Source organism: Phaeovulum vinaykumarii (assembly GCF_900156695.1).
In the GTDB taxonomy this organism is placed as follows: Bacteria; Pseudomonadota; Alphaproteobacteria; order Rhodobacterales; family Rhodobacteraceae; genus Bieblia_A; species Bieblia_A vinaykumarii.
In genome coordinates this window covers 1-26,208 of the sequence record NZ_FTOM01000007.1, presented here as the reverse complement: position 1 = coordinate 26,208, position 26,208 = coordinate 1, and the positions used below count along the sequence as shown (strand labels likewise).

The window sequence follows — 26,208 nt, the reverse complement described above, 5'->3', positions numbered from 1 at the left end:
CGTGCCGGCCTTTGCCGGCCCCTCGATGGGGGCGGCAAAGGCTTCCCTGTTGCGGGGGCGGGCCGGAAACCTGGCGGATGGCGCGTGGAAACGGCGGAAAAAGGGGGCGGAGGCGTCAGAGCGCGGGCGGCTCCAGCCCCAGCGCCGCGCAGAGCCGTGCCAGCGTCGCGCCTTCCTCCGTCCAGTCGGCCGCGCGGGCGGCAAACAGCGTCGCCTGGCTCTGATGGATCAGCCCGTCGGACAGGATCTTCAGGTGGTTGGCGCGCAGCGTCTCGCCCGAGGAGGTAATATCCGCGATCGCCTCGGCGGTCAGGTTCTTGACCGTGCCTTCGGTCGCGCCCTGGCTGTCCACCAGCTGATAATCCGCCACGCCCGCCTGGCGCAGGAAGTCGCGCGTCAGCCGGTGATATTTCGTGGCGATCCGCAACCGGTGGCCCTGCGCGCGCCGGAAGGCCGCGGCCACCGCGTCCAGATCCTCGAGCCCGTCCACATCGGCCCAGGCCGCGGGCACGGCGATGATCAGATCGGCATGGCCAAAGCCCATCGGCGCCAGTTCGGCCACCTGCGCCGGCCAATCGGCCAGCTTCTCGCGCACCAGATCCGACCCGGTCACGCCCAGATGGATGCGCCCCGCGGCCAGCTCGCGCGGGATCTCGCCGGCGGACAGGAGCACCAGCTCCAGCCCCTCGAACCCCTCGACCGCGGCGGCATATTCGCGGTCGGTTCCGGTCCGCGCCAGACGCAGGCCGCGTTCGGCGAACCAGTCGAAGGTCTTTTCCATCAGCCGGCCCTTCGAGGGCACCCCCAGCTTCAGCATGCGAGCTTCCCCCCCAGATCGGCCACGACGCCGGGCCGGATCACCCCGCCCACGGCCGGGATCTCGCGCCCGCCGCCCAGCACCCGCGTCAGCGCATCATAGCGCCCCCCCGAGGCCACCGGCGGCATGCCGGGCCGCGGCGCGGCGAAGGTGAAGACGAAGCCGTCGTAATATTCCATCGTGGCGCGGCCGTGGCTGGCCTCGAAATTCAGCCGCGCGGGGTCGATCCCGTGCGAGACCAGCGCCGCCAGCCGCCGTTCCAGCCGGTCGATGGCAGGCGCCAGCGACGCCAGGCCCAGCCCGGTCAGCCGCGCGGGGGCCTCGGCGGCCGGACAGCGCAGCGCAAAGAGCGCATCGAGCCGTTCCACGATCGGCGCCGGGATCGGCGGGGCCTTGGCATCCTGGGCCAGCGTGGCGATGCGGGCTTCCATTTCCGCGGGGCTGCGCAGGCCGATCCAGGGCGCCTCGGGGCGGGCGCCGTCCAGAAGCGCGCGCCGCGCATCGGTCATGGGCGCAAGCCCGGAATAGCGCTCGAGCAGCGCGTGGAACCGGTGCGGGCGCCAGATGTGACGCATCAGCGCCGCCTTGCGCGGGGCCAGCGTGTCCAGCCCGTCGACGGCGGCCCGCAGCACGCCGATGTCGCCGATCGTGGCCGTCAGCCCCATCGGCGCCAGCAGCCGCGCGAAAAGCGCAAAGACCTCGGCGTCGGCCTCCTCGGGGGTGTCGCGGTCGAAGACCTCGTAGCCGGCTTGCAGATATTCGGCCGGGCGCTCGGGGTCGGGCTGCTCCTGGCGGCGGAAGACCTCGCCCAGATAGGCATAGCGCGCAGGCTCGGCGCCGCCGGCCATATGCGCCTGCACCACCGGCACGGTGAAATCGGGGCGCAGCATCATCTCGCCGCGCAGCGGGTCGGCGGTGACATAGGCGCGCGCGCGGATGTCCTCGCCGTAAAGGTCGAGAAGCGCCTCGGCCGGTTGCAGGATGTCGGTCTCGATCACCGCCGCCCCTTCGGCGCGGAAGGCGGCCAGCAGCCGGGCCCCCAATTGGCGGGCTTCGGCGCGCACCGGCATCACAGGCCCCCGTTGCGGGCAAGGATCTCGCGGACGCGGGCGACCAGCTCCCCGCGCGGGGCCTCGAATTGCGCGGGCTGGGACTTCCATTCCTCGACCGTGGCATTGGCCGCGATCTGCGCGCCCAGCACCAGATCCTTGATCTGCACGACCCCGCGCGCGGCCTCGTCCGAACCCTGGATGACGGCCACGGGGCTTTGCCGCTTGTCGGCATATTTGAGCTGGTTGCCGAAATTCTTGGGGTTGCCCAGATAGACCTCGGCGCGGATGCCCGCGGCGCGCAGATCGGCCACCATGCCCAGGTAATCGGCCATGCGGTCGCGGTCCATCACGGTCACGACGACGGGCCCGGTGCTGGTCCCGCCCGCGCGGCCCTTGGCGCGCAGCGCGGCCAGCAGCCGGTCCACCCCGATCGAGACGCCCGTGGCCGGCACTGCCTGCCCGGTGAAGCGCTTGACCAGATCGTCATAGCGCCCCCCGCCCGAGACCGAGCCGAACTGCCGCGGCCGGCCCTTCTCGTCGAGGATCTCGAAGGTCAGCTCGGCCTCGAAGACCGGGCCGGTGTAATAGCCAAGGCCGCGCACGACCGAGGGGTCGATGACCAGCCGGTCGGCGCCATAGCCCATCTGGTCGAGCAATTGCGCGATGGTTTCCAGCTCGTCCACGCCCTCGGCGCCGATCCGCGACGGGCCGACCAGCTCGCGCAGCCGCGCCACCGTCGCCGCGCCGCTGTCGCGCCGGGCGTCCATGAAGGCCATGACGACCTCGGCCTGGGTGTCGCCCAGCCCCGCCCCGGCGGTGAAATCGCCCGAGGCATCGAGCCGCCCCTTGCCCAGGAGCGCGCGCACGCCGTCCGGGCCCAGCCGGTCCAGCTTGTCGATGGCGCGCAGCACGATGCCGCGTTCGGCGGCGTGCCTGTCGGGGTCGGCGGGGTCCAGAACGCCCGCCACCTCCATCACGCCGTTCAGAACCTTGCGGTTGTTGACGCGCACGATGTAATCGCCGCGCTCGATCCCGACGGCCTCGAGCGCATCCGACAGCATCGCGCAGATCTCGGCATCGGCGGCGACCGAAGGCGCGCCCACGGTATCGGCGTCGCATTGATAGAACTGGCGGAAGCGGCCGGGGCCGGGTTTCTCGTTGCGCCAGACCGGACCCATCGCATAGCGGCGATAGGGGCTGGGCAGGTCGTTGCGGAACTGCGCCGCCACACGCGCCAGCGGCGCCGTCAGATCATAGCGCAAGGCCAGCCAGTCGCCGTCCTCGTCCTGCCAGCCGAAGACGCCCTCGTTGGGGCGGTCCACATCGGGCAGGAACTTGCCCAGCGCCTCGACCGTCTCGACCGCGCTCGTTTCCAGCGGGTCGAAGCCATAGCGATGATAGACCTCGGCGATGGCATCCAGCATCACCTTGCGTTCGGTCACGTCCGCGCCGAAATAATCGCGGAAGCCCTTCGGGGTCTCGGCGCGCACGCGGCGCGGGGACTTGTCCTTGGCCATCTATCTTGCCTCGTCTATCTTGCGCGCGCGGTGTAGCCCAAGGGGCAGGGCACGACAAGCACGGAGGGCGCGATGACGCAGAAGACGCAATCGCCGGAGGCCGCAATCGACCTGCCGGCGCGGATCGAGAAGCTGGAGGAGGCGCTGGCCCACGCCCTGCGTCTGGGCGAGGATCTGTCGGCCGAGGTCGCCCGCCAGGAAGCCGAGATCACGCGGCTGGCGCGCCGGGTGCACCTGCTCATGGAGCGCGCGGCCGAAGCCGAGATGAACGCCGGCGGCACCGTCCCGCTGGCAGACCAGCGCCCGCCGCATTGGTGAGCGGCCGGGGGACGCGCTGCACCTGTGGCCGCCCGCGGTGCAAAATCCCGAAAAGCGGGGGCATCGGAAAATTCCCGACCTTTCGCGCTTGACGCGGGCGAACGGGCTGCGTAATAGGCACCCCACGCCCGCGGCGAGCGGGTGCAGGTGCTACGCGGTTGTAGCTCAGTTGGTTAGAGTACCGGCCTGTCACGCCGGGGGTCGCGGGTTCGAGCCCCGTCAACCGCGCCACCACCTGCCCTCTCGCCCGACGCGAAAAGCGCGGTTGTAGCTCAGTTGGTTAGAGTACCGGCCTGTCACGCCGGGGGTCGCGGGTTCGAGCCCCGTCAACCGCGCCACTTCTTCCCCTTCGCCTGTTCCTGCGGTCTTTTCGGCGCGCCCTTGCGCCGCTAAAAGAACGCCACGGAACCGGAGGCCGAAGACATGAACGACATCGCCCAAGACATCCCCGCCCTGATCGACACGATGGGCCGCGCCGCGCGCGCGGCTTCGGTGGTGCTGGCCGAGGCCCCGGCCGAACAGCGTGCCCTGGCGCTGACCGAGGCCGCCGCCGCCCTGCGCGCGGCCACCCCCGAGATCCTGGCCGCCAATGAACGCGACATGGCTTACGGCCGCGACAAGGGGCTGTCGGCGGCCATGCTGGACCGGCTGCGGCTCGACGAGGCGCGGATCGCGGGCATCGTCGCGGGCCTCGAGGCGGTGGCGGGCCAGCCCGATCCCCTGGGCGCGGTGATCGCGGAATGGGACATGCCCTCGGGGCTGCATATCGCGCGGGTGCGCCAGCCGCTGGGCGTGGTCGGGGTGATCTACGAATCGCGCCCCAACGTGACCGCCGATGCCGCGGCGCTGTGCCTGAAATCGGGCAATGCGGTGATCCTGCGCGGCGGCTCGGAGAGCTTCCATTCCTCGGGCGCGATCCACGCGGCGGTGGTCGCGGGGCTCTCCCGCGCGGGTCTGCCGGCCGAGGCGGTGCAGATCATCCCCACGCGCGACCGCGCCGCGGTGGCCGAATTGCTGCGCGCGCAGGCGCATGTGGACGTGATCGTGCCGCGCGGCGGCAAGGGGCTGGTGGGGCTGGTGCAATCCGAGGCCCGCGTGCCGGTCTTCGCCCATCTGGAAGGCATCTGTCATGTCTATGCCGACGGCGCGGCGGATCTGGCCAAGGCCCGCGCCGTGGTGCTGAACGCCAAGACGCGGCGCACGGGCATTTGCGGGGCGGCCGAATGCCTGCTGATCGACCGCGCCTTCTACGCCCGCCACGGCGCCGTGCTGATCGAGGATCTTCTGGCCGCGGGCGTCGAGGTGCGCGCCGAGGGCGAACTGGCGCGGATCCCCGGCACCACCCCCGCCCGCCCCGAGGATTTCGGCTGTGAATTCCTGGACATGATCATTGCCGCCAAGCTGGTCGATGGCATCGAGGAGGCCATCGCCCATATCCGCCGTCATGGGTCGAGCCACACCGAATCGATCCTGACCGAGGATGACGCCGTGGCCGCGCGGTTCTTCTCGGGGCTCGATTCGGCGATCCTGATGCGCAATGCCTCGACCCAGTTCGCCGATGGCGGCGAATTCGGCATGGGCGCCGAGATCGGCATCGCCACCGGCAAGATGCATGCGCGCGGGCCGGTGGGTGCCGAGCAGCTGACCACTTTCCACTACCGCGTGACCGGGGATGGCACCATTCGCCCCTGAACACCGCCCTTGGGCATGAAGGAAGGGCCGCCGCGGGACGATCCCCGCGGCGGCCCTTTCGCATTCGGCCCTTTCAGATTCGGGGCGGCGCTCAGAAGGTGATGCGGATCGTGGTCTCCGTCACCTCGGCGGCAACGCGGCGGCCCTGCTGGGCGGCCTCGCGCGGCAGAAGCGCGAATTGCACCTGCGCCGGGGCCAGCCCGTCCTCGGGCAGCGGTCCGCCGTTCAGAAGCGCCCAGAGCGGGGCCAGGTCGCGCAGCCGCGTCGCTTCGGCGGTGAGGGTCCAGGTATCGGCCTCGGCGCGCACCGCGATGGCGCCGCCCCAGGGCATCGCGGTTTCCAGACACAACAGCGCCAGGAACGCCAGCTTGACCGACCGCCGGGCCTGATCGCCCTCGGCCAGCCAGTCCAGCGTCATGCGCCCGCCGGCGGTATATTCGGCGATCACCGCCGCGATCTCGGGGCGGCCGACGCGCTGTTCGGCGCTGGCCTGACCGAAGGCCACCCGAAAGAACTTCAGCTTGGCATTGGCGCCGGTCACGCTTTCGGTGACCAGCTGCATCTCGGGCCCGGCGCCCACGCCCGACATCTCGAGCAGCTCGAGCCCGTTGGCGATCGCGCCCAGAGGCGAGATCAGGTCGTGGCACAGCCGCGAGCCGACCAGCGCGGTCAGATCAGGCGTCAGGGGGTCGGTCATGCAGGTCTCCTTGGCGACAAACTTGGGGGCAGCAAACGAAGGGGCAGGGGGTCGCGGATCGGCGCGGCCGGCTTGTGCGCGGCGGCTCTGTCGGGGCAGGATGGCGTCATCTTGGTGAACGCCACGTCTGCACAGTCAGGAAATCGCATGTCCGATGTCTTTCCCACCGCCCTTCTGGAACCGGGCATGATGGTGCGCCATCCCGGCGCGCCCGAATGGGGGCTGGGCCAGGTGCAATCGCGCATCGGCGCGCGGGTGACGGTGAATTTCGAACATGCCGGCAAGCAGGTCATCAACGGCGATGTGGTCGGCCTGACCCGCGTTCTGGAGGACTGACGCCCGCCGCCCCCTGGCCACGCGCGGCCCCGACGCAGGGATCGGGTCGTCGACGGGGAGGGAAGGGCGTTCATCGGCGTTCCGCGCGTGTTTTCGTTGCGTTGCAAGCTAACACAACGCCCCGACCTGTCAACGCGACGGCCCTGAGCGGGGCGCCCCACCCGCGCTCCGTTTCCCGCGGACGGTGAATGTTTCGCTTTTATGACAGATGCTTGCGCGGCCTGCCTGCGACAAGGCGACGGCCGTTCCGGGGCTCTGGCCGTGGCGGCGTGCTTGCATTGGTGCGGGGGGGCGCCTAAATGGGGCGGATCGTAGGAAGGACGGTTTCCCGCATGGCCTCGCCGAGCCCGGCTCTTGTCACCCGTCTTGCGCAGGATGCGCGCGACCTCGCCGCGGCCCATCGGCTGCGTTACGAGGTATTCGTTTCCGAACTGGGCGGTGGTGGCGCCGGTGTCGACCATCAGGCCCGGATCGAGCGCGACGAATTCGACGAGGTGTGTGACCACCTGATCCTGGTCGACACCCGTGTCGATCCCGACAGCGAATCCCATGTGGTGGGCGTCTATCGCGTGCTGCCGGGGGAACGCGCGCGCGAATTCGGCCGGTTCTATTGCGACGCGGAATATGACCTGGGGCCCCTGCGCGCCTCGGGGCGGCGGCTGGTCGAGCTGGGCCGGTCCTGCGTGCATCCCGACCACCGCGGCGGCCCGGCCATGTTCCTGATCTGGAACGCGCTTGCCGATTACGTGCTGAGCCGCGAGATCGAGATCCTGTTCGGTGTGGCCAGTTTCCACGGCACCGATGTCGAGGCCCTGGCCGAACCGCTGTCCTGGCTGCACCACCACCATCTGGCCCGGCCCGCGCTGCGCGCCCGCGCCCGCGCCTTCCAGCGCATGGACCTGATGCCCCCCGAGGCATTGGACCGGCGCCGCGTGGTGGGCAAGATGCCCGGCCTGATCCGCGCCTATCTGCGGCTGGGCGGCTGCGTGGGCGAGGGGGCCTTCGTCGATCATGAATTCAACACCACCGACGTGCTGATGATGATGGACACCAAGGCGATGAGCACCCGCCATCTGGATTATTACGCCCGCCGCGTGGGGGAAAAGGGATGAGCACCTGGGCGCAGGTGCCGCCGCCGCCGAAGACACGCCTGGACGCCTGGGGCTGGGCGCGGGCGTTGGCCAGGCTGGCGGTGCTGGGGGGCGTGGTCTATGGCGGGCTGGCGGTGTTTCTGGTGCTGCGCGGGGCCGAGATGGCGCTGGCCTCGGGGCGCCGCGCGCTGACGCCTTATCTGACGCAGGCCGTCTGCAAGGCCGCGCTGGTGGTGATCGGGCTGCCGGTGCAGCGGCAGGGCACGCCCATGCGCCATATCGGGGCGGTCGTGGCCAACCATGCCTCGTGGCTGGATATTTTCGTGCTGAATGCCTGTCAGCGCGTGCAGTTCGTGGCCAAGGCCGAGGTGGCGGGCTGGGCCGGCATCGGCTGGCTGGCGCGCGCAACGGGGACGTTGTTCATCCGCCGCGACCCGGCCGAGGCCCGCGCGCAGCAGGCGCTGCTTGAGGAACGCATCCGTGCCGGCCACCACCTGCTGTTCTTCCCCGAGGGCACCTCGACCGACGGGCTGCGGGTGCTGCCGTTCAAATCCACCCTCTTTGCCGCCTTCCACGCCCATGGCCTGGACAAGGTGATGCAGATCCAGCCGGTGTCGGTGATCTATCACGCCCCGCCGGGCGCCGATCCGCGCTTTTACGGCTGGTGGGCCGACATGGGCTTTGCCGATCACATGCTCAAGCTGCTGGCGGCGCCGCGGCAGGGGCGGGTCGAGGTGATCTTCCACGCGCCGCTCGATGTGGCCGATTTTCCCAATCGCAAGGCACTGGCGCGCGCCTGTGAAGCCGCCGTGCGCGCGCCCTTCCCGCCGATCCCCGAAGGGTATTGAGCGCGCATTTGCCGTCGTGCGACCGGCGCCCTACCTGCACACAGGGAAATTTCCCCGCGGCTTGACCTTTTTCAACCTTTTGCCGCCAGCGCCGCGGCCAGATCGCCGTAGCCGGTGAAGCGGCGCTCATAGGCCAGGCCCAGTCTTTGCGCGGCGGCCTCGGCCTGCCGGTCCAGCGCGGGATCCTCGGTCTGGGCCAGATAGATCAGGCGGCGGTAATGGCCGAACATCATGTCGCGCAGCTCGGGGTGGCGGTCGAGCCCCATCGCCCGCCATACGAAGGCGTCGAAATGGCGGGTCAGGAAGTCGGTCAGATAGAAGGCGTCGAATTCGCCTTCGGCGCGGTCGGCAAAGGCGGCATTGCCGTCGAAGAAGGCATAACAATGCGGGCCGTCCAGCATCTCGACGCCCAGTTCGGCGCAGGTCCGCTGCAACTGGCCGCCGGTGCCGCAATCGGCATAGAGCACGAATATCTGGGCCGCGGGCGTTTCCGCGCGGATCTCGGCCACGGCGCGTGCGACGGCGGCGGGGATGCGTTCGGGGCGCAGATGCAGATCGGCCGGCAGGCAGCGCAGCGCCATATGCGACCAGCCATTCGCCGCGATCAGGGCCAGAACCTCGCGCGCGAGGGCGCCGCAAGCCAGCAGCCGGAGCGGGGCAGGGGCCGTCATGGCGCGGGTTATTCGACCCGCGTCATCAGACGCACGACCCCCGCACCGGCCAGGGCCAGAAGCCCCACCGCCATCAGCGAGATGCCGGCACGGAACGCGGCCCAAAGGGTCAGGGCGGCGGCCAGGATCACGGCCACGACCAGCACCAGGAAATGGGGAAGCGGGAGAGCGTGTTTCATGGAACCATTATGCGCCTGAAAAGGTTAAAGCCAAGCGCAAAGACGCCCGGCCCGTGCGGGCCGGGCTGCAACCGGCTCAGACGGTCTGGTTGTGGCGCCGGGCGATCAGCGATTTGGCGGTTTCCACCGCCACCGCGGCGTCGCGGCAATAGGCATCCGCGCCGATGGCCCGGCCGAATTCCTCGTTGAGCGGGGCGCCGCCCACCAGCACGATATACTTGTCGCGCAGGCCCTGTTCCTTCATCGTGTCGATGACGACCTTCATGTAGGGCATCGTGGTCGTCAGCAGCGCCGACATGCCCAGGATATCCGCGCCCTCGCGCTCGATCGCCTCGAGATAGGTCTCGACCGGGTTGTTGATGCCCAGATCGACGATCTCGAAGCCCGCGCCTTCCATCATCATGGCGACAAGGTTCTTGCCGATGTCGTGGATGTCGCCCTTGACCGTGCCGATGACCATCTTGCCCATGCGCGGCGCGCCGGTCTCGGCCAGAAGCGGCTTGAGGATCGACATGCCGGCCTTCATGGCATTGGCGGCCAGCAGCACCTCGGGGACGAACAGGATGCCGTCGCGGAAATCGTTGCCGACGATGGTCATACCCGACACCAGCGCCTGGGTCAGCACCTCGTAGGGGGTCCAGCCGCGTTCGAGAAGAATGCCGACGGCTTCCTCGATCTCGTCCTTGAGCCCGTCATAGAGGTCGTCGTGCATCTGCTGCACGAGTTCCTCGTCGTCCAGCTCGGACAGGATGATGTCGTCGTCTTCGTCTGCCATGTCAGATCTCTCCTGGCGCGGGGCAAAGGGCCTTCGTCAATCAATGAGGCCAAAGCACGCAGCGCTGTTGGCAATTTGCGACCTGTGCCCGTATGGTTGCGACGCGTGCATTCGGGCGGGGCGATCAGCGACGGCGGCCGCGGCGTTCGCGGGGGGCGGGGCCGTCGCCATCGGTGCCGTCGGAGGCCGAGGAGAAGGCGCCCAGCCGGGTCGAGATATCCTCGAGCGTGGGGCGCGGGCCGCGCGGGCGGGTGGATAGCGCCTCATGCATGGCGGCCAGATGCTCGGGCATGGTCCCGCAGCAGCCGCCGATGATCGTGGCGCCGGCGTCGCGCGCCAGGCAGGCATAATCGGCCATCAGCTCGGGCGTGCCGTCATAATGGATGTGCCCGTCGTGATAGCGCGGGATGCCGGCATTGCCCTTGGCGATGATCGGCCGTTCCGAGCCGGCGGCGACAAAGCCCAGGATGGTGCGCATCAGATCCGCCGCGCCGACGCCGCAATTGGCGCCGAAGGCGATGGGCGGATGGGCCAGTTTCTCGACCATGCCGGCCATCTGCGCCGAGGTCATGCCCATCATGGTGCGCCCGGCGGTGTCGAAGCTCATCGTGCCGCACCAGCCCATGCCGGCCAGCGCCGCGGCTTCGGCCGCGGCGGCATATTCCTCGGGCGCCGAGATCGTCTCGACCCAGAGCACATCGGCGCCGCCTTCCTTCAGGCCCTCGGCCTGTTCGTGGAACATCTCGACGGCCAGGGCATGGGTCAGGGTGCCCATCGGCTCCATGATCTCGCCGGTCGGGCCCATCGAGCCGGCCACCACGACCGGGCGGCCGGCCTTGTCGGCCACCTCGCGGCCCAGTTCGGCCGCCACGCGGTTGAGTTCGCGCACCCGGTTCTGGGCGTCGTGCAGCTTCAGCCGCGAGGCATTGCCGCCGAAGGAATTGGTCAGGAAGATATCCGAGCCTGCATCCACCGCCAGGCTGTAGAGCTTGCGAATATTGTCGGGCTTGTCGGTGTTCCACAATTCCGGCGGCTCGCCCGAGCTCAGCCCCATGTTGAACAGGTTGGTGCCGGTGGCGCCATCGGCCATCAGCCAGTCGCGGGTTTCCAGAAGACGTGTCAGCGCGTTTTGCATGTCGGGCCTTTCGCGGAACGGGGGGCGCCGTCCGGACGGGCCGGGCGGCGGCTTTGCGCCGTGGTCTGCCACGCGCGCGCGTATTTGGCAAATGCAACGGGCGGTGTTCATTGGCCCGTCGGCGGGATCTGCCATTGCGCGGTCAGGATCGGCCCACGCGCGACGGGGCGCGCGCTCAGGACAGGGGCGCTGCGGTCCCTTCGCGGCGCATCCGGGGCGCGCGCGCGCGCGGCGCGGGGACCGTGCGCTCGCGGTGATCAGGCGCGCGGCGCCACCTGCGCGGGCGCGGCCTCTCCGGGGACTGCGCGATGGGGCGTGGCGATCCGAGGTGCCCCGCCGCGGGACGCCGGGGCGATCCGTGGCGGGGCGGTCAGCGGCGACGCCGGAAGCGGGCCCGGCCTGCGGATCTGGCGGGCGATATCCATCGCGGCCAGCGTCAGCGCCCCGCGTGTGGGCGCGGCGATATAGAGCGTCTCCCAGCTGGGGCCGAAGCCTTCCTTGAACTGGCGCAGGCCCGCGGTGCCATTGCCCTTTTCGGCGCGCTTCCAGATCAGCGCGGCGGGGCCGGTGGCGGTGTCGGCGGGCGGCGGCAGCGCTGCCAGCGACAGCCGGCGCGCGCCTGCCGCGCGGGCCTCGGCAACGGCGGCCACGATCAGCGCATGCATGGTGCCCTCGGGGGCGGCCGCGCCCGGCCGCATCAGGTCCAGCACCCATTCCGAGTCGCTGGCGTGGAAGCTGGCAAAGGCCACCAGATCGTCGCCCATCCAGGCCAGCAGCACCTTTTGCCCGGCCACGTAATGGGGGGCGAACCGACCCATCGAGAACCCGCGTTCTCCGCCGCGCGCTGCGGTCCATTCCGTGGCGATCTGCGCCATCGGGGCCAACGGCAGCGGCGCATGCGCCAACTCGATTCGCAGGCCGGCTTTCTCGGCCTTGCGCAGCTTGCGGCGCAGCCCGGCGCGGGCCGCGCCCTTTTCGGTGAAGCGGGCGGTGTCGATCCAGGCCTCGCGCGCGACGGGCACCACATGCCAGCCGGCACGCCGGGCCGCAGCGGCGGCGCGGCCGCCCACCTTGTAGAGACAGGCCACGCGGCCCTGTTCGATCGCTTCGGCGCGCAGCCGCGAGAGCAGCGCCGCCGCGGGCGTGCCGAAGGGGTCGCGGATCGCCACCAGCGCCTGGGGCGTGCGGCCGGCCATCCAGCCGCCGGTGCCATCGGCGGCCATCAGCACGCCGTGTTCGCCCTGGCGCAGAAGGCCCAGCTCGGCCTGCGGCGCGGCCGCCACGAGGCGCGCCAGATGCGGCGTCAGCTCGGGCGCGGGCGGCGCGATGCGCGGCCGGGGCGCCTGGGCGCGCAGCCGCAGGTCCGGCCGCGGCGTTCTGGCGCGCGCGCGGCGCGGCATCGGGCGCAGGATCATCGCCCCGGCGCCCATCATCGCGGGAAGCGCGTAATAGACCACTCGCCAGGCCAGGATCGCGGCCAGCAGCGGTTCGGCCTGCGTGCCCGGCAGAAGCGCAACCAGCGCCATCTCGAATGGGCCGACGCCGCCGGGCGTGCCCGAAACGAGACCCGCGCCCTGCGCCAGCAGAAAGGCCGGGAACAACGCCAGAAGCGGGATCGGGCTGCTGTCGGGCAGCAGGATCCATAGCGCCGCCGCGGCGGCGAAGGTGTCGATGAAGGTCAGCACCAGCACGCGGCCCACGACCGGCAGGCTGGGCGTTCTCAGGGTCCAGCGGCCGATCCGCAGTTGCGGATGCATCACCATCAGCCCCATCAGCGCGCCGGCGCCTGCTAGCCCCGCCAGACCGATCAGCGCCGCCCCCGGAAAGGCCGCGCCCAGCAACACCAGCGCCAGTGCCGTGACCACGGCCCAGCCGGCCAGGAAGCTGGCGGTGACCGCGGCGGTGATGCGGCTGGCCTCGGCCAGGCCCGCGCCGGGCAGGAGCCGCCAGCGCACCAGCGCCCCGGTGACCAGGCCCAGCCCCAGCGTCTGTCCGACCGCGATCGCGGCCGCACCCGAGATGCGCGCGCGCGCCGCCGGCTGCCCGGTGCCCAGCATCCGGTGCACCACGGCGTCATATTGGCCGACCGCGAGGAAGGATATCAGCGTCGCCGCCAGCGCCCCGGCCCATTGCGCCGCCGAGACATCGCCCACCGCGGCGAGAATCGCGCCGGTGTCGAGCGCGGCGAGACGTTCGCGCAGCAGCCAGGCAAAGAAGACCAGCGCCCCGATCACCGCCGCCTGGCGCAGGAGCGCCTTGGACAGCCGCGGCAGCCCGGCGGCGGCCAGCTGCGGCCGGGCGGGCATGTCGAGTGCAAGATCGCGGGACAACGAATGATGGCGCCCCTCACGGGGCGCGGCGCGCTGCTCGGTCATCTGGACTCCCCTCACTGATCCCACGCGAATCGTTCTAGGGTGTCGGAGTTCATGTCAGCTTAATGCCGCCCGGAAAACGCGCGTTCGGGGCGGCATTTCGTGCACGGTGCGCGTGTTTCGCCCCCACATGCCGCGCATGAAGAACCCGCCGTTGCGGGGCAACGGCGGGCGGAAAAGGACAGGGGCCGCGGGGGTGGGGAGGCGCTCAGGCCTCGTTCATGATCTGGGTCTTGGCGGTGGCCAGAAGCTCGGTCATCTTGGCGCGGATGGTGGCTTCGTCGGCCAGCGGGCCCAGATCGCCCGCGACCTTGCGATAGACGTCCTCGGAGCCGGCTTCCTCGAGGTCCGAGGCCACGACTTCGGCGGCATAGGCGGCGGCGTCGTCGCCGGTGCGGCCCATCAGTTCAGCCGCCCACAGGCCCAGCAGCTTGTTGCGGCGCGCGTCCACCTTGAACTGGAGTTCGGCATCGTGCTGAAACTTGGCTTCGAATGCGTGTTCGCGGTCGTCGAAGGTGGTCATGTCACATCCCTCTGGGTGTCCGTGGTTCCAGCCGTTATGCCCATGCGCGCGCGTGCGCGCAACCCCTCGTGCCCGTCGTGTTGTGCCGCTGTCCCATCCTGTCTTGTCGCCCGCGCGCTGCCCCGGGCTCTGTGTGGGGTGGCGCGATGAGATCGCGGGTGCGCTGGCCGCGCGCCCTCGCGGTGTCCAGATCGCACTGGCGCGCGCGGCACCGGCATCGCTTGCCCCGCAGCGCACCTTGGCCTATAGGGGCGCGATGAAGCCCCCTTTTCCGGGGACGGGCCGTCCGGGCCCGGCAGGCGCCCCGCGCGGGCCTGCCGGGCGGGGCGCGCCGCAACAAAGCCCGCCACGGGCCAGCACGAACGGAGCAGCAATGGCACCTCGGCGCAAGAAGGTCTACGAAGGCAAGGCCAAGATCCTGTACGAAGGCCCCGAGCCCGGCACCCTGGTGCAGTATTTCAAGGACGACGCCACCGCGTTCAACGCCCAGAAGAAGGCCACGATCGAGGGCAAGGGCGTCCTGAACAACCGGCTGAGCGAGTTCTTCATGACCGGGCTGACCAATATCGGTGTGCCGAACCACTTCATCCGCCGCATCAACATGCGCGAGCAGCTGATCCGCCAGGTCGAGATCGTGCCGCTCGAGGTGATCGTGCGCAATTTCGCCGCCGGGTCGCTGGCCAAGCGTCTGGGTCTCGAGGAAGGCACGCCGCTGCCGCGTCCGATCGTCGAATACAGCTACAAGAACGACGAGCTGGGCGATCCGATGGTGTCGGAGGAATACATCATCGCCTTTGGCTGGGCCAACCAGCAGGATCTGGACGACATCGTGAGCCTGGCGCTGCGCGTCAACGACTTCCTGTCGGGGGTGTTCTTCGGCGTCGGCATCAAGCTGATCGACTTCAAGATCGAGATCGGCCGGATCTGGGATGGCGATTTCATGCGCCTGATCGTGGCCGACGAGATCAGCCCCGACAGCTGTCGGCTGTGGGACGTCAAGACCGGGCAGAAGCTCGACAAGGACGTGTTCCGGCGCGATCTGGGCAATCTGACCGACGCCTATACCGAGGTTGCGCGCCGGCTGGGGGTTCTGCCCAGCGCGCCGACCGCCCCGACCCTGATCAACTGAAGAGGTCCGTGATGAAAGCCCGCGTTCATGTGATGCTGAAGGATGGCGTTCTGGACCCGCAGGGCGAGGCGGTGCGCCACGCGCTGGGGAGCCTGGGGTTCTCGGGGGTCGAGGGCGTGCGGATGGGCAAGGTGATCGAGCTGGAGCTTCAGGCCACCGATGCCGCCCAGGCCGAGGCCGAAGTGCGCCAGATGTGCGAGCGCCTGCTGGCCAATACGGTGATCGAGAAATACACCGTCGAGATCGCCTGAGCGATCCGTGATCCGGCGGCCCCTGCGCGACGGCGGGGGCGGCCGCCGGACCCATCGAGGGTCCGACGCCCGCGCGCAAGGCCCCTGTTGGGGCCTGCGCCGCACCGGGCCGGCCCGTTTGCGCGGCCCCTTCGTGCGGTACGTCCGCGCGTGGCCCGCGGGGCGCTCGGCGTCCGCAGGTCTGGTGCCGCAGCGCCGGACGGAGGTGCGGGGCGCGCGCGTGCCCGCGTGAGGGTCGGGACACCCGCGCCGGAAAGGCGGCGCATTGCGAATGGCCTTGCGGCCCCGGCCGGGGCCGCGCCACAGGACACTGACGCCAGCCAGCAAGGGGCACCACGATGAAAGCCGCTGTCATCACCTTTCCCGGTTCCAACTGCGACCGCGACCTGGCCTGCGCCTTCGCCGAGATGGGCGCCGAGGTCACCCGCGTCTGGCACAAGGACGACGCGCTGCCTGCGGGCACCGATATCGTGGCCGTTCCGGGGGGCTTTTCCTATGGCGATTACCTGCGCTGCGGCGCCATTGCCGCGCGTTCGCCGGTGGCCGCGGCGCTGCGCGCGCATGCCGCGCGGGGCGGGCTGGTTCTGGGTGTCTGCAACGGCTTCCAGATCCTGACCGAGCTGGGCCTCCTGCCGGGCGCGCTGATGCGCAATGCCGCGCTGCGCTATATCTGCCGGCCCGAGCGCCTGATCGTGGCCTCGACCGACAGCCCCTTTACCGCCGGCTACGCCCTGGGCGATGCCGTCACCTTCCCGATCGCGCATCACGACGGCAATTACGTGATCGACGCCGAAGGCCTGGCGCGGCTGAAGGCCGAGGGGCGCATCGCCTTCCGCTATGCGACGAACCCAAATGGCTCGGTCGACGACATCGCGGGCGTGCTGAGCGAGAACCGCCGCGTGCTGGGCATGATGCCCCACCCCGAGCGGGCGATGGGCATGACGGGCGCGCAGGAAAGTGCCGATGGTTCGGCCTTTTTCCGCGCGCTCTGTGCGGCGATGACGGCGGCCTGACCGCCGGCCCTTGAGCCCGTTGCGCCGCCGCGCCAAGATCGGCTTCATGACGGACGACACCGGGAAAAGACCCTCTGGACCGCCCCCCGTGCCGGGGCGCGCGCCGGCGCCCAAGGGCCCGGAAACGGACCCGTCCGGGGCCGTGGGTGTGCCCGAACGCCCGGAGAGCCCGTCGGGCCTTGTCCCCCCCGGTGAGGGCGCGGACCGGGGGCGGACGGGGGCGCCCCCTTCGCCTGCCGTCGCCGATGGCTCGTCTTCGCATCTTTCCCCTGACCGCGATGGGCGGGGGAGCCCCGGCGCCGACAGGCCGGAGGATCGTGCCGCGCGGTCCAAGGACCAGACGGGCCCGGTGCCGCACTCCCGCGGAGAGGGCGGGGCAGCGCCCGCTCCGGGCCGCGCGCCGCAGGGCGCTGCGCCCGCGCCCGCTCTGCCCCCGTCGCCCGAGGACCAGACCCCGCCGCCGTCCCGTCTCCAGCCTGAAAGGGGAAAGCCCTTTGGTCGCCGCACCGCGCCCCTGGCCGGCAGCGGCCCGGCCGCACCGCCCGCGCCTGAGGGCGCGCCGCGGGGCCGCGAGGTTTCGGCGCTGTCGGGCGGGCAGGGGCGGCCCGAGTCGCCGGGCCATCCCGGCACGTCTTTCGAAAACAGCACCCACGCGGCCGGTCAGGGCGACCCCGCCGGGGCCTATCCGTCGGTGTCTGAGAGGGGGCCGGGGCAGGGCGGTGTGGGGCGCGCGAGCGCGGAGAGGGGCGACAGGACGCCTGGCGCCGAGACGGAAGGCGCGGGCGCGTCGGGAACGGGCGCATCGGGAGCGGGCGGGGCGGCCGCGCGCGAGGGGCGCCCGCGCGAGGGCAGCCCCTTCGGCTTTGGCACCGGTGACAGCTCCGAGTCCAGCCGCCGATCCTGGGCCCTGCGCCTTGTCGTGGGCGCAATCCTTGCGCTGGCGGTCGCGGTGATCTGGTCCACGAATTCCTGGCTGTCGGAGCGCTTCACCGAAACCACGCGGGTGCGCGCCGAACTGCGGCTGGCGCTCTATTCGGGCAACATCCTGTCGGAACTTCAGCGGTCCTCGGTGGTGCCGCTGCTGCTGGCGCGCGATCCGCAGCTGATCTCGTCGCTGGCCTCGTCGGAATTCTCGACCACCTCGGCGCGGCTGATCTCGGCCGAGAAGGAGATCGAGGCCGCCTCGATCCGGCTTCTGGATATCTCGGGGCGCGTGGTGGCGGCCACCGACCGCCAGCTGATCGGCACCAATTACGCCCAGCAGCCCTGGTTCGTGGAGGCCATGCGCTCGCGCGAGACGGTGTTCACCGCCGCCCCTCGGGTCACGGGCGGCACCGAATTCGTCTATTCCCGCGCGTTGCGTCAGGAGGGGCGGCCCGTCGGCGTGATCGTGGTCGAGGCCGATCTGATGAAATTCGAACGCTCCTGGGCGGGGATCTCGGACGTGATCGCGGTGGCCGACAGCGAGGGGCGGATCATCCTGGCCACCGAGCCGCGCTGGCGCGGGTTGACCCTGGACGAGGCGATGGCCACGCGCGACCCGCCCTCGGCGATCCAGCGCGCCTTTCAGCTGACCTCGGACTGGGCCAATGCGCCGCCCGATGCCTATCTGCGCGGGGTGGCGGTGATGCGCGCGCAGACGCGGCTGCCGTTCCGGGGCTGGCGGATGATCTCGTTCACCTCCTATGATTCGATCCGCGAGCGGGTGAACGCCGTGCTGGCGCTCGAGATCATGGGCTTTGCCATCCTGCTGGCCTGGGTCTTTTACCTGATGTCGCGGCGCGCGCGGGTGCTGTCGGCGCGCTACCGGCGCGAATCGGTCGAGCTGCGGGCGCTGAACGCGCGCCTCTCGCGCGAGATCGCCGAGCGCGAGCGGGTGCAGAAGGATCTGGCCGTGGCCGAGCAGACGCTGGCGCAAAGCTCGAAGCTGGCGGTGCTGGGCGAGATGTCGGCCTCGGTCAGCCACGAGCTGAACCAGCCGCTTGCGGCGATGAAGACCTATCTGGCGGGCGCGCGGCTTCTGCTGCAACGCGGGCGCGTGGTCGAGGCGCTGTCCTCGTTCCAGCGCATCGACGACCTGATCGAGCGCATGGGCGCGATCACGCGGCAGCTGAAATCCTATGCCCGCAAGGGCGGCGAGGCCTTCGAGCCGGTGGACCTGCGCGCGGCGATCTCCTCGGCGCTGTCGATGATGGAGCCGCAGTTGCGCGCGCGCACGGTGCGCATCACCCGCACGCTGCCGCGTGGCACCTACCTGGTCATGGCCGACCGCATCCGGCTGGAACAGGTCATCATCAACCTGTTGCGCAACGCCATCGACGCCACCCGCGACGCGCCCGAGCCGCAGATCGAGCTGATGCTGACGGTGGGCGAGACGGCGGTGCTGAGCGTGCGCGACAACGGCCCCGGCATCGCCGATCTGGACAAGCTGTTCGAGCCCTTCTGGACCACCAAGAAGCCGGGCGAGGGCACGGGGCTGGGCCTCGCCATCTCGTCGGGGATCGTCAAGGATTTCGGCGGTCGCCTGACCGCCCATAACGCCGCGGGCGGCGGCGCTGTTTTCGAGATGCAGCTGCCCCTATATAGCGAAGATCCGCGGGATGGATCCCGCGCAGCGGAGTGACCCATGGCACGAATGATGAAAGTCGCCATCGTCGATGACGAAGAGGACATGCGCCAGTCGGTCAGCCAATGGCTGGCGCTGTCGGGCTTCGACACCGAAACCTATGCCTGCGCCGAGGAGGCGCTCAAGGTCATCGGGCCCGACTGGCCCGGCGTGGTGATTTCCGACATCCGCATGCCCGGCATGGACGGGATGGCGTTTCTCAAGCGGCTGATGGGGATCGATTCGGGGCTGCCGGTCATCATGATCACCGGGCATGGCGACGTGCCGATGGCGGTCGAGGCGATGCGGCTGGGCGCGATGGACTTCATGGAAAAGCCCTTCAACCCCGACCGCATGACCGAGCTGGCCAAGAAGGCCACGCAGGCCCGGCGCATGACGCTGGACAACCGCGCGCTGCGCCGCGATCTGGCCGAGGGCGCGCAGGTCATGGGCAAGCTGATCGGCACCTCGGCACCGATGGAGCGGCTGCGCGAGGATATCCTCGATCTGGGCCAGGCCGACGGCCACGTCCTGATCGACGGCGAGACCGGCACCGGCAAGACGCTGGTCGCGCATGCGCTGCATGCCGTGGGCCCGCGCGCAGGCCGCAAGTTCGTGGTGATCTCCTGCGCGGCCTTCTCCGAGGATATCCTGTCGGCGCGGCTTTTCGGCCCGATCGAGGAGGGCGGGGTGATCCCGCTGGTCGAGGAAGCCCGCGGCGGCACGCTCTGCCTCGAGGATGTCGAGGCGCTGTCGCAGGCGCTTCAGGCGCGGCTTCTGACCTTCATCAACGAACAGGGCAGCCCCGCCGAAACCCGCATCATCGCCATCTGCAACACCCATGGCGAGGGCCGCACCCTCGAGGATGCCTTGCGCCCCGATCTCTATTACCGGCTGGCGGCGATGAAGATCACGCTGCCGCCCCTGCGCACCCGCGGCGAGGATATCCTGACGCTGTTCACCCGGATGACCGAGCAATTCGCCGAGGAATACGGCTGCGAGGCCCCCGAGGTCACCGCCCAGGAGGCCGCGCAGCTGCTTCAGGCGCCCTGGCCGGGCAATGTGCGCCAGCTGATCAACGTGGCCGAGCGCGCGGTGTTGCAGAACCGGCGCGGGACGGGCTCGATCGCCTCGCTCCTGATGGCCGACAACGAGGAAGCCGGCCCCGCCATGACCACCGAGGGCAAGCCGCTCAAGGAATATGTCGAGAGCTTCGAGAAGATGCTGATCGACAACACGATGCGCCGGCACAAGGGCTCGATCACCGCGGTGATGGAGGAATTGTGCCTGCCGCGGCGCACCCTCAACGAGAAGATGGCCAAATACGGGCTGAGCCGGTCGGATTATCTGTGACCGGCGGGGTTGGACGTCAGGGCGCGCGCAGCTGTGGCGGCGGGCCCTGTCGCGCGCGCCTGTCCTTTCAGGCGGGTGCGCTTGGGGCGGTGCGCTTGGGGCGGGGGCGGCGGAAAGGTCGCGCCGGTTCCGGGGTATCGTTAGCGGAAAGTTAATGAAAAAGCGGTTGTATATGTCGCACCTGGCCCGCTAAAGTCGGGCTGTATCGGTCTGCGCCGCCATAAGCGGTGCCCGGACACAAGAGTTTCGCTGATTTCAGGTGCGGATCGCCCCCGTGAAAGGGCCCCCCTTGGATCATCCGATCGGTCGGAAGACCAGCTATCGCCCGGCGTTCCAGACCCATGATCGGGTCAAGGGCCGCCTGGGTTTCAATAAATGGCGCCGCTTCGGGGGCGACTGGGACAAACCGCGATGAGACGAGCGACATCGGAACAGGCATACGGGGGCTGGCAGAGCGCCGCACCGGCCTGCAATGGCGCCGCCATCGCTTCAACGGATCGGCAGAGACCAAGCCCCCCGCGCCCCTGGCGCGGCGGTGACGGCGGCTGCCCGAATGGATCACATGGCAAAGAAGATGCTCATCGATGCCACCCACGCGGAAGAGACCCGCGTCGTGGTGGTGGACGGCAACAAGGTCGAAGAATTTGACTTTGAAACGGTAAACAAGCGGCAACTGGCCGGGAACATCTATCTGGCGAAGGTCACGCGGGTCGAACCCTCGCTTCAGGCGGCCTTCGTCGATTACGGCGGCAACCGCCATGGCTTCCTGGCTTTCGCCGAGATCCACCCCGATTATTACCAGATCCCCGTCGCGGATCGTCAGGCGCTTCTCGAGGAGGAGCGCGCCCTGGCCGAGCGCGAGGAGGCCGAGGAAACCGGCGCCAGCTCGGGCGGCGGACGGTCGTCGCGCCGTCGCAGCCGTCGTGGCGGTAACAGCGCCCCGGCGGCGCTGGCGTCGTCGGATCCGGTGACGCGCAGCGACGAGATCCCCGGCATGGAAGTGCGCGATCCCGACGCCGAGGGGCCCGACGCCGAGGGGCCCGACGCCGAGGGGGCCGACGCTGGGGGGGGCAACGCTGGGGGGGATGTGGCCGAAACGCCCGTGGCCGCCGCGCCGGAGGCTGTGGCCGACACCACGACGACGGATGCTGCGACGGATGCCAGCACGGGGGACGACACCACGGCTGACGCCGCCCCCGAAGCCGCACCGGAGGCGCAAGACGCCGAAGCCGCCACCGATGAAAACGGGGCGGAGGACAACGAGGGCGCCAAAGCTGCCGCGTCCGCCGACCATGCCGATCAGGGCGACGACGAGACCGCGGACGACGCGCCCTATGTCGCGGCAGATCACGCCGCCGACACCGACGACGAGATCGAATCGGTGGCCGACGAGGATGTGGCCGAGGAAATCGCCCAGCCGCGCAAGCCGCGCCCGCGCCGCTACAAGATCCAGGAAGTGATCAAGGTGCGCCAGATCATGCTGGTGCAGGTGGTCAAGGAAGAACGCGGCAACAAGGGTGCGGCGCTGACCACCTATCTGTCGCTGGCCGGCCGGTATTGCGTGCTCATGCCCAATACCGCGCGCGGCGGCGGCATCTCGCGCAAGATCACCAATGCCGCGGACCGCAAGAAGCTCAAGGAGATCGCCGCCGAGCTTGAGGTGCCGCAGGGCGCGGGGCTCATCATCCGCACCGCCGGCAGCCAGCGCACCCGCACCGAGATCCGGCGCGATTACGAATATCTGATGCGGCTGTGGGAACAGATCCGCGATCTGACGCTCAAGTCGGTCGCGCCCGCGCCCATCTACGAGGAAGGCGACCTGATCAAGCGGTCGATCCGCGATCTCTATTCCAAGGAGATCGACGAGGTTCTGGTCGAGGGCGATCGCGGCTATCGCGCGGCCAAGGACTTCATGAAGATGATCATGCCGTCGCATGCCAAGAACGTGAAGCATTACGCCGAGCCGCTGCCGCTGTTTGCGCGCTATCAGGTGGAAAGCTACCTGGCGGGGATGTTCAACCCGGTCGTGCAGCTCAAGTCGGGCGGTTATATCGTCATCGGCGTCACCGAGGCGCTGGTGGCCATCGACGTCAACTCGGGCCGCGCCACCAAGGAAGGCTCGATCGAGGAGACCGCGCTCAAGACCAACCTCGAGGCCGCCGAGGAGATCGCGCGCCAGCTGCGTCTGCGTGACCTGGCCGGGCTGATCGTGATCGACTTCATCGACATGGAGGAGCGCAAGAACAACGCGGCCGTCGAGAAGCGTCTCAAGGAGAAGCTGAAGACCGACCGCGCCCGCATCCAGGTCGGCCGCATCTCGGGCTTCGGCCTGCTGGAGATGTCGCGCCAGCGCCTGCGCCCCGGCATGATCGAGATGACGACGCAGCCCTGTCCGCATTGCCACGGCACCGGGCTGATCCGCTCGGACGAGAGCCTTGCGCTCCAGATCCTGCGCCAGATCGAGGAAGAGGGCACCCGCAAGCGCTCGCGCGAGGTTCTGTTGCGCGCGCCGGTGGCGGTGGCCAACTACCTGATGAACGCCAAGCGCGAGCATATCGCCGGGATCGAGGCCCGCTATGGGCTGTCGGTGCGCATCGAGGCCGACGGCGCGCTGGTCAGCCCCGATTACACGCTCGAGAAGTTCAAGACCGCGACGCGCGTCGTGCCCGAGCCCGCTCATCACGTGGTGTCGGTCGATGCCCGGCTGATGGCCGAGATCGACGAGGACGAGGCCGAGCTCGAGGTCGAGGAAGACCCGATCGAGGAGGTGTCCGACGCTGCGCCGCCGCCCCCCGCGGGCGAGGAAGAGCCGCGCAAGAAGAAGCGCCGTCGGCGCCGCAAGAAGCGGTCGGACGGGGATGCGGAGAGCGGGTCCGATGCGGATGCCGGCGCCGAGGGGGACGAGGATGAGGCCGCGTCCGAGGAGACGGGCGAGGCGCCCGCCGCCGAGGAGGCCGAGGCCAAACCCGCGCGCCGCCGCCGGTCGCGCCGCAGTGCCCGGCTCGAGGCCGAGGCGGAGACCGCCGAGGACGCGGCGTCCGAAGAGGCCGCGCCCGCCGATGATGCACGCGCCGATCCCGCCGCGGAAGGCGATGCGCCGGCCCCCAAGAAGCCGCGTAGCCGCAGCCGCAGCACCCGGTCGCGCAAGAAGCCCGAGACGGAGGCGCCCGCTGAAAGCGCGCCCGAGACCGTCGCGCCCGAGACAGCTGCGGAAGAGGCTGTTGCCGAAGCGCCCACGCCGGCCGTGACGGCCGAGGACGTGCCGGTGGCGCCCGCGGATGCGGAAGCCGCCCCTGAGGCCGCCCCTGTGGCGGAGGTCGCGGAAACTGCGCCCGAAGCTGTTGTCGAGGCGGTGGCCGAGGCGGCCCCTGCGCAGCCTGCGCCGACCGATGCGGTTGCACCGGCACAGCCTGATGCGCTCTGGCCCAATGCAGCGCCTGACACGCTGGCGGGCGATGGTCCGTCCAACGCGGCACCGGGTGGCGCCAAGACGGGCGGTGCGGAGACGGCGACGGGGGACAGCGAAGACGACGCGGATCGCCCCAAGCGGCGTGGCTGGTGGTCGCTCGCCCGCTGAGGGCATTCCGTTTCACAGATGCAGGAAGCCGGGTCTTCGGGCCCGGCTTCTTTCATGCCGGGCTGTGCGTCTTGTGCTGCGGGGGCAGGGGGCGAATCGCGCCGTCCACCGGACGCAAGCGCGGGGCGGGGGGGCGCGATTCGTCCCCCCCCTGCGGGGCCTCCCCCGCCGGGCCGGGGCGTTAAGCGCAGTTGCAACGCGCCCGCGTTCGTCTAAGCATCGAAAGCCAGTGAAACAAGCGGAGGTCCGGCCATGTCGGTCAGCATGTTGTCCACCTTTCTCAAACCGATGCACCCCGAGGGCTGGCGGTTTGTCGGCATCTTTGCCGCCGTCACCCTTGTCGCCTTCTTCATTTCCGATCCGCTGGGCTGGCTCTGCCTGGGGCTGACGGTATGGTGCTATTACTTCTTCCGTGACCCGGTGCGGGTGACGCCGCAGCGCAAGGGGCTGGTCATCGCGCCGGCCGATGGCGTGGTGTCGCTGGTCGATCACGCGGTGCCCCCGCCCGAGCTGGAGCTGGGCTCCGAGCCGCTGCCGCGCGTGGCCATCTTCATGAACGTTTTCAACTGCCACGTGAACCGCGCCCCGGTGCCGGGCCGGGTGGTCAAGATCGGCTACCGCAAGGGCAAGTTCTTCAACGCCTCGCTCGACAAGGCCTCGGTGGACAATGAACGCAACTGCGTCACCATCGAGATGGAGGACGGCACCAGGATCGGCACCGTGCAGATTGCCGGGCTGGTGGCGCGCCGCATCGTGTGCTTCGTCAACGAGGGGCGGATCGTCTCCTGTGGCGAACGCTTCGGGCTGATCCGCTTCGGCTCGCGGCTGGATGTCTACCTGCCGGCGGAGACGCAGACGCTGGTCTGTCCGGGGCAGACCATGGTGGCGGGTGAAACCGTTCTGGCCGATCTGACCGGCGAGGAACGCGCGCGCGCGGGCTTCGGGCATTGATCCCGGCGCCCCGGCTTCACGACAAGGAGAGAAGATGACCGACGACCCCACGCCCGCCGAGGGCGCCGCCGACACGCAGGGGACAACACGCGGGCCGGTGTCGCGCACGGGCGAACCCGTGCCGGCGCTGCTGCTGTTGCCCAATCTCGTGACGATGACGGCGATGTGCCTGGGGCTGACCTCGATTCGCTTCGTCTTTGCCGAGCGATTCGAGATCGCGCTGGTGCTGCTGATTCTCGCCGCCGTGCTCGACGGGCTCGACGGCTTGATCGCCCGAAGGTTGCGCGCGACCTCGGATTTCGGCGCCGAACTCGATTCGCTGTCGGATTTCCTGTGTTTCGGGGTGGCGCCGGGTCTGTTGATCTATCGCTTCAGCCTGTCCTCGGCCGATGGCGGGCTGGCCAGCCTGGGCTGGGTCTTCGTGCTGGTCTATGTCTGCTGCGCCTGCCTGCGGCTGGCCCGGTTCAACGTGGCCCGCGACGAGCCCACCCCCGACGGGGTCAAGCATTTCACCGGCGTGCCCTCGCCCGCGGGGGCGATGCTGGCGCTTTTCCCGGCGTTTCTGGCGCAGGCGGGGGTGGTCGATCTGTCGGCCGCGCCGATGCTGGTGGCGCTCTGGCTGGGGATCGTGGGGGCGCTGATGATCTCGCGCATCCCGACCTTCTCGCCCAAGGCGATGAAGGTGCCGCGGGCCTGGTCGCGCTGGTCGCTGCTGTTGACGGCGGTGGTCGTGGGGATGCTGTTCACGCGGTTCTGGCTGTTCTTCGTGGTGGCCGATCTTCTCTATCTTGCGGGGCTGTTGCAGGCCGTGCGGGCGCGCCGGGGGCGGGATCTGATCTGATCCGCCCGCGCGCGCGCAAGACAACGAAGGGGCCGAGTCGGGACACGACTCGGCCCCTTGTCGTTTCGGGGGTGTCAAACCCGGCGCGGGGGCGGGGGGTGCAGAAGCCGGCCCGTGCCCGGCGCGCACGCAGCAGGGGCATTCCCTGAACAAAAACGGGGCGGCGGAAGAAAAATGCACGAAGATGCAAAAAGCCTCTTGCGGCCCCCGATCACTGTGCGTAGAAAGCCCCTCACCGACGCAGCAAACGCTGCACCGGACGGCGGCTCGCCGGAGACGAAAGGAAACGATCGCCTCGTCGGGTTGCAAAATTCTGGAGAAGCGGGCTGGGAGCGCCAAGCAATTTTGGCGGTTCTGTTCGTTTTTTCACGCTCTTTGACATTATTGGATGCATGAAGGGATATGCGGGCGGTTTGGTCGTTCAGGCGACTGAGGTCTTGCATATCGGCTCTCTAGGGTTTGTTC

At 69.8% G+C, this 26,208-nt stretch carries 24 protein-coding genes and 2 tRNA genes; 16 read left to right on the top strand and 10 right to left on the bottom strand.

Annotated elements, in window-relative coordinates; all coding sequences use genetic code 11:
- Window positions 1-115: 115 nt before the first annotated feature.
- Genes hisG through hisS form a run of 3 tightly spaced genes read right to left on the bottom strand, consistent with a single transcriptional unit; the run spans window position 116 to window position 3,386 of the window.
- Complete coding sequence (hisG, locus tag BW949_RS12755; protein ID WP_076366695.1) at window positions 116-817, bottom strand: ATP phosphoribosyltransferase; 702 nt, start codon at window positions 815-817, stop codon at window positions 116-118.
- Complete coding sequence (locus tag BW949_RS12750) at window positions 811-1,887, bottom strand: ATP phosphoribosyltransferase regulatory subunit (protein ID WP_076366693.1); 1,077 nt, start codon at window positions 1,885-1,887, stop codon at window positions 811-813. The genes hisG and BW949_RS12750 overlap by 7 nt, the downstream gene beginning before the upstream one ends.
- Window positions 1,887-3,386, bottom strand: a complete 1,500-nt coding sequence (gene hisS / locus BW949_RS12745) for a histidine--tRNA ligase (RefSeq protein WP_076366691.1) — start codon at window positions 3,384-3,386, stop codon at window positions 1,887-1,889. Before hisS ends, BW949_RS12750 begins: the two co-directional genes overlap by 1 nt.
- 72 nt (window positions 3,387-3,458) lie before the next feature.
- Here hisS and BW949_RS12740 point away from each other — a divergent pair, with 72 nt between their 5' ends.
- The 4 genes from BW949_RS12740 to BW949_RS12725 all read left to right on the top strand — a co-directional run bounded on the left by BW949_RS12740 (window position 3,459) and on the right by BW949_RS12725 (window position 5,396).
- Window positions 3,459-3,704 carry a SlyX family protein gene (locus tag BW949_RS12740; protein WP_076366689.1) on the top strand — a complete coding sequence of 82 codons (246 nt, stop codon included), beginning with the start codon at window positions 3,459-3,461 and terminating at the stop codon, window positions 3,702-3,704.
- A gap of 154 nt (window positions 3,705-3,858) precedes the next feature.
- A tRNA-Asp gene (locus tag BW949_RS12735) sits at window positions 3,859-3,935 on the top strand.
- Between the two features lie 30 nt (window positions 3,936-3,965).
- Window positions 3,966-4,042 (top strand) — tRNA-Asp (locus BW949_RS12730).
- 85 nt (window positions 4,043-4,127) lie between these two features.
- Window positions 4,128-5,396, top strand: a complete 1,269-nt coding sequence (locus BW949_RS12725; protein ID WP_076366687.1) for a glutamate-5-semialdehyde dehydrogenase — start codon at window positions 4,128-4,130, stop codon at window positions 5,394-5,396.
- 91 nt (window positions 5,397-5,487) lie between these two features.
- Here BW949_RS12725 and BW949_RS12720 read toward each other — a convergent pair whose 3' ends face one another.
- Window positions 5,488-6,093, bottom strand: coding sequence for a histidine phosphotransferase family protein (locus BW949_RS12720; protein WP_076366685.1), 606 nt, complete (start codon window positions 6,091-6,093; stop codon window positions 5,488-5,490).
- Window positions 6,094-6,240: 147 nt separating this feature from the next.
- On the opposite strand from BW949_RS12720, the gene BW949_RS12715 reads away from it, so the two are divergent.
- From BW949_RS12715 to olsA, 3 genes are all read left to right on the top strand, one after another.
- Window positions 6,241-6,429 (top strand): DUF3553 domain-containing protein, encoded by a 189-nt coding sequence (locus tag BW949_RS12715; protein ID WP_076366683.1) that lies wholly within the window; start codon window positions 6,241-6,243, stop codon window positions 6,427-6,429.
- Between the two features lie 332 nt (window positions 6,430-6,761).
- Complete coding sequence (gene olsB, locus BW949_RS12710) at window positions 6,762-7,541, top strand: L-ornithine N(alpha)-acyltransferase (protein ID WP_076366681.1); 780 nt, start codon at window positions 6,762-6,764, stop codon at window positions 7,539-7,541.
- Window positions 7,538-8,368 (top strand): lyso-ornithine lipid O-acyltransferase, encoded by an 831-nt coding sequence (gene olsA / locus BW949_RS12705; RefSeq protein WP_076366679.1) that lies wholly within the window; start codon window positions 7,538-7,540, stop codon window positions 8,366-8,368. The genes olsB and olsA overlap by 4 nt, the downstream gene beginning before the upstream one ends.
- A 71-nt stretch (window positions 8,369-8,439) precedes the next feature.
- On the opposite strand, the gene BW949_RS12700 is transcribed toward olsA, so the two are convergent.
- From BW949_RS12700 to BW949_RS12680, 6 genes are all read right to left on the bottom strand, one after another.
- Window positions 8,440-9,039, bottom strand: coding sequence for a DUF1638 domain-containing protein (locus BW949_RS12700; protein ID WP_076366677.1), 600 nt, complete (start codon window positions 9,037-9,039; stop codon window positions 8,440-8,442).
- 8 nt (window positions 9,040-9,047) lie between these two features.
- Window positions 9,048-9,218, bottom strand: a complete 171-nt coding sequence (locus BW949_RS17195; RefSeq protein ID WP_179747549.1) for a hypothetical protein — start codon at window positions 9,216-9,218, stop codon at window positions 9,048-9,050.
- 76 nt (window positions 9,219-9,294) lie between these two features.
- Window positions 9,295-9,993, bottom strand: a complete 699-nt coding sequence (locus BW949_RS12695; RefSeq protein ID WP_076366675.1) for a corrinoid protein — start codon at window positions 9,991-9,993, stop codon at window positions 9,295-9,297.
- 124 nt (window positions 9,994-10,117) lie between these two features.
- Entirely contained in the window at window positions 10,118-11,128 is a 1,011-nt protein-coding gene (gene bmt / locus BW949_RS12690) for a betaine--homocysteine S-methyltransferase (protein WP_076366673.1), read from the bottom strand.
- Between the two features lie 257 nt (window positions 11,129-11,385).
- Window positions 11,386-13,503, bottom strand: a complete 2,118-nt coding sequence (locus BW949_RS12685) for a phosphatidylglycerol lysyltransferase domain-containing protein (RefSeq protein ID WP_076366671.1) — start codon at window positions 13,501-13,503, stop codon at window positions 11,386-11,388.
- A 205-nt stretch (window positions 13,504-13,708) separates the two neighbouring features.
- Window positions 13,709-14,023, bottom strand: coding sequence for a DUF1476 domain-containing protein (locus BW949_RS12680; RefSeq protein ID WP_076366669.1), 315 nt, complete (start codon window positions 14,021-14,023; stop codon window positions 13,709-13,711).
- A 373-nt stretch (window positions 14,024-14,396) separates the two neighbouring features.
- Between BW949_RS12680 and purC the strand changes: the two genes are divergently transcribed.
- The 9 genes from purC (at window position 14,397) to BW949_RS16885 (ending at window position 26,139) form a co-directional block, all read left to right on the top strand.
- Window positions 14,397-15,152 (top strand): phosphoribosylaminoimidazolesuccinocarboxamide synthase, encoded by a 756-nt coding sequence (gene purC, locus BW949_RS12675; protein ID WP_076366667.1) that lies wholly within the window; start codon window positions 14,397-14,399, stop codon window positions 15,150-15,152.
- Between the two features lie 11 nt (window positions 15,153-15,163).
- Window positions 15,164-15,403 carry a phosphoribosylformylglycinamidine synthase subunit PurS gene (gene purS / locus BW949_RS12670; protein WP_076366665.1) on the top strand — a complete coding sequence of 80 codons (240 nt, stop codon included), beginning with the start codon at window positions 15,164-15,166 and terminating at the stop codon, window positions 15,401-15,403.
- A 338-nt stretch (window positions 15,404-15,741) separates the two neighbouring features.
- On the top strand, window positions 15,742-16,416 hold the full coding sequence (gene purQ / locus BW949_RS12665; RefSeq protein ID WP_076366663.1) for a phosphoribosylformylglycinamidine synthase subunit PurQ: 675 nt from the start codon (window positions 15,742-15,744) through the stop codon (window positions 16,414-16,416).
- 919 nt (window positions 16,417-17,335) lie between these two features.
- On the top strand, window positions 17,336-19,039 hold the full coding sequence (locus tag BW949_RS12660) for a sensor histidine kinase (protein WP_412779625.1): 1,704 nt from the start codon (window positions 17,336-17,338) through the stop codon (window positions 19,037-19,039).
- Window positions 19,040-19,042: 3 nt separating this feature from the next.
- Window positions 19,043-20,374 (top strand): sigma-54-dependent transcriptional regulator, encoded by a 1,332-nt coding sequence (locus BW949_RS12655; protein ID WP_076366661.1) that lies wholly within the window; start codon window positions 19,043-19,045, stop codon window positions 20,372-20,374.
- 562 nt (window positions 20,375-20,936) lie between these two features.
- Window positions 20,937-23,951 (top strand): Rne/Rng family ribonuclease, encoded by a 3,015-nt coding sequence (locus tag BW949_RS12650; RefSeq protein ID WP_076366659.1) that lies wholly within the window; start codon window positions 20,937-20,939, stop codon window positions 23,949-23,951.
- 252 nt (window positions 23,952-24,203) lie between these two features.
- Window positions 24,204-24,902, top strand: coding sequence for a phosphatidylserine decarboxylase (locus tag BW949_RS12645; protein ID WP_076366657.1), 699 nt, complete (start codon window positions 24,204-24,206; stop codon window positions 24,900-24,902).
- Between the two features lie 34 nt (window positions 24,903-24,936).
- Window positions 24,937-25,743, top strand: coding sequence for a CDP-diacylglycerol--serine O-phosphatidyltransferase (gene pssA, locus BW949_RS12640; protein ID WP_083947760.1), 807 nt, complete (start codon window positions 24,937-24,939; stop codon window positions 25,741-25,743).
- A gap of 174 nt (window positions 25,744-25,917) precedes the next feature.
- Window positions 25,918-26,139, top strand: a complete 222-nt coding sequence (locus BW949_RS16885; protein WP_143524451.1) for a hypothetical protein — start codon at window positions 25,918-25,920, stop codon at window positions 26,137-26,139.
- Window positions 26,140-26,208 lie beyond the last annotated feature (69 nt).

Coding starts and splice junctions, on each gene's coding strand:
- BW949_RS12715 (WP_076366683.1), top strand. CDS start 6,241: ATGTCCGATGTCTTTCCCACCGCCCTTCTGGAACCGGGCATGATGGTG.
- BW949_RS12650 (WP_076366659.1), top strand. CDS start 20,937: ATGGCAAAGAAGATGCTCATCGATGCCACCCACGCGGAAGAGACCCGC.
- BW949_RS12740 (WP_076366689.1), top strand. CDS start 3,459: ATGACGCAGAAGACGCAATCGCCGGAGGCCGCAATCGACCTGCCGGCG.
- BW949_RS12695 (WP_076366675.1), bottom strand. CDS start 9,993: ATGGCAGACGAAGACGACGACATCATCCTGTCCGAGCTGGACGACGAG.
- purC (WP_076366667.1), top strand. CDS start 14,397: ATGGCACCTCGGCGCAAGAAGGTCTACGAAGGCAAGGCCAAGATCCTG.
- BW949_RS12725 (WP_076366687.1), top strand. CDS start 4,128: ATGAACGACATCGCCCAAGACATCCCCGCCCTGATCGACACGATGGGC.
- BW949_RS12680 (WP_076366669.1), bottom strand. CDS start 14,023: ATGACCACCTTCGACGACCGCGAACACGCATTCGAAGCCAAGTTTCAG.
- olsA (WP_076366679.1), top strand. CDS start 7,538: ATGAGCACCTGGGCGCAGGTGCCGCCGCCGCCGAAGACACGCCTGGAC.
- purQ (WP_076366663.1), top strand. CDS start 15,742: ATGAAAGCCGCTGTCATCACCTTTCCCGGTTCCAACTGCGACCGCGAC.
- hisS (WP_076366691.1), bottom strand. CDS start 3,386: ATGGCCAAGGACAAGTCCCCGCGCCGCGTGCGCGCCGAGACCCCGAAG.
- BW949_RS16885 (WP_143524451.1), top strand. CDS start 25,918: ATGCACGAAGATGCAAAAAGCCTCTTGCGGCCCCCGATCACTGTGCGT.
- BW949_RS12720 (WP_076366685.1), bottom strand. CDS start 6,093: ATGACCGACCCCCTGACGCCTGATCTGACCGCGCTGGTCGGCTCGCGG.
- BW949_RS17195 (WP_179747549.1), bottom strand. CDS start 9,218: ATGAAACACGCTCTCCCGCTTCCCCATTTCCTGGTGCTGGTCGTGGCC.
- BW949_RS12750 (WP_076366693.1), bottom strand. CDS start 1,887: ATGCCGGTGCGCGCCGAAGCCCGCCAATTGGGGGCCCGGCTGCTGGCC.
- bmt (WP_076366673.1), bottom strand. CDS start 11,128: ATGCAAAACGCGCTGACACGTCTTCTGGAAACCCGCGACTGGCTGATG.
- BW949_RS12685 (WP_076366671.1), bottom strand. CDS start 13,503: ATGACCGAGCAGCGCGCCGCGCCCCGTGAGGGGCGCCATCATTCGTTG.
- olsB (WP_076366681.1), top strand. CDS start 6,762: ATGGCCTCGCCGAGCCCGGCTCTTGTCACCCGTCTTGCGCAGGATGCG.
- BW949_RS12655 (WP_076366661.1), top strand. CDS start 19,043: ATGGCACGAATGATGAAAGTCGCCATCGTCGATGACGAAGAGGACATG.
- BW949_RS12645 (WP_076366657.1), top strand. CDS start 24,204: ATGTCGGTCAGCATGTTGTCCACCTTTCTCAAACCGATGCACCCCGAG.
- BW949_RS12700 (WP_076366677.1), bottom strand. CDS start 9,039: ATGACGGCCCCTGCCCCGCTCCGGCTGCTGGCTTGCGGCGCCCTCGCG.
- purS (WP_076366665.1), top strand. CDS start 15,164: ATGAAAGCCCGCGTTCATGTGATGCTGAAGGATGGCGTTCTGGACCCG.
- pssA (WP_083947760.1), top strand. CDS start 24,937: ATGACCGACGACCCCACGCCCGCCGAGGGCGCCGCCGACACGCAGGGG.
- hisG (WP_076366695.1), bottom strand. CDS start 817: ATGCTGAAGCTGGGGGTGCCCTCGAAGGGCCGGCTGATGGAAAAGACC.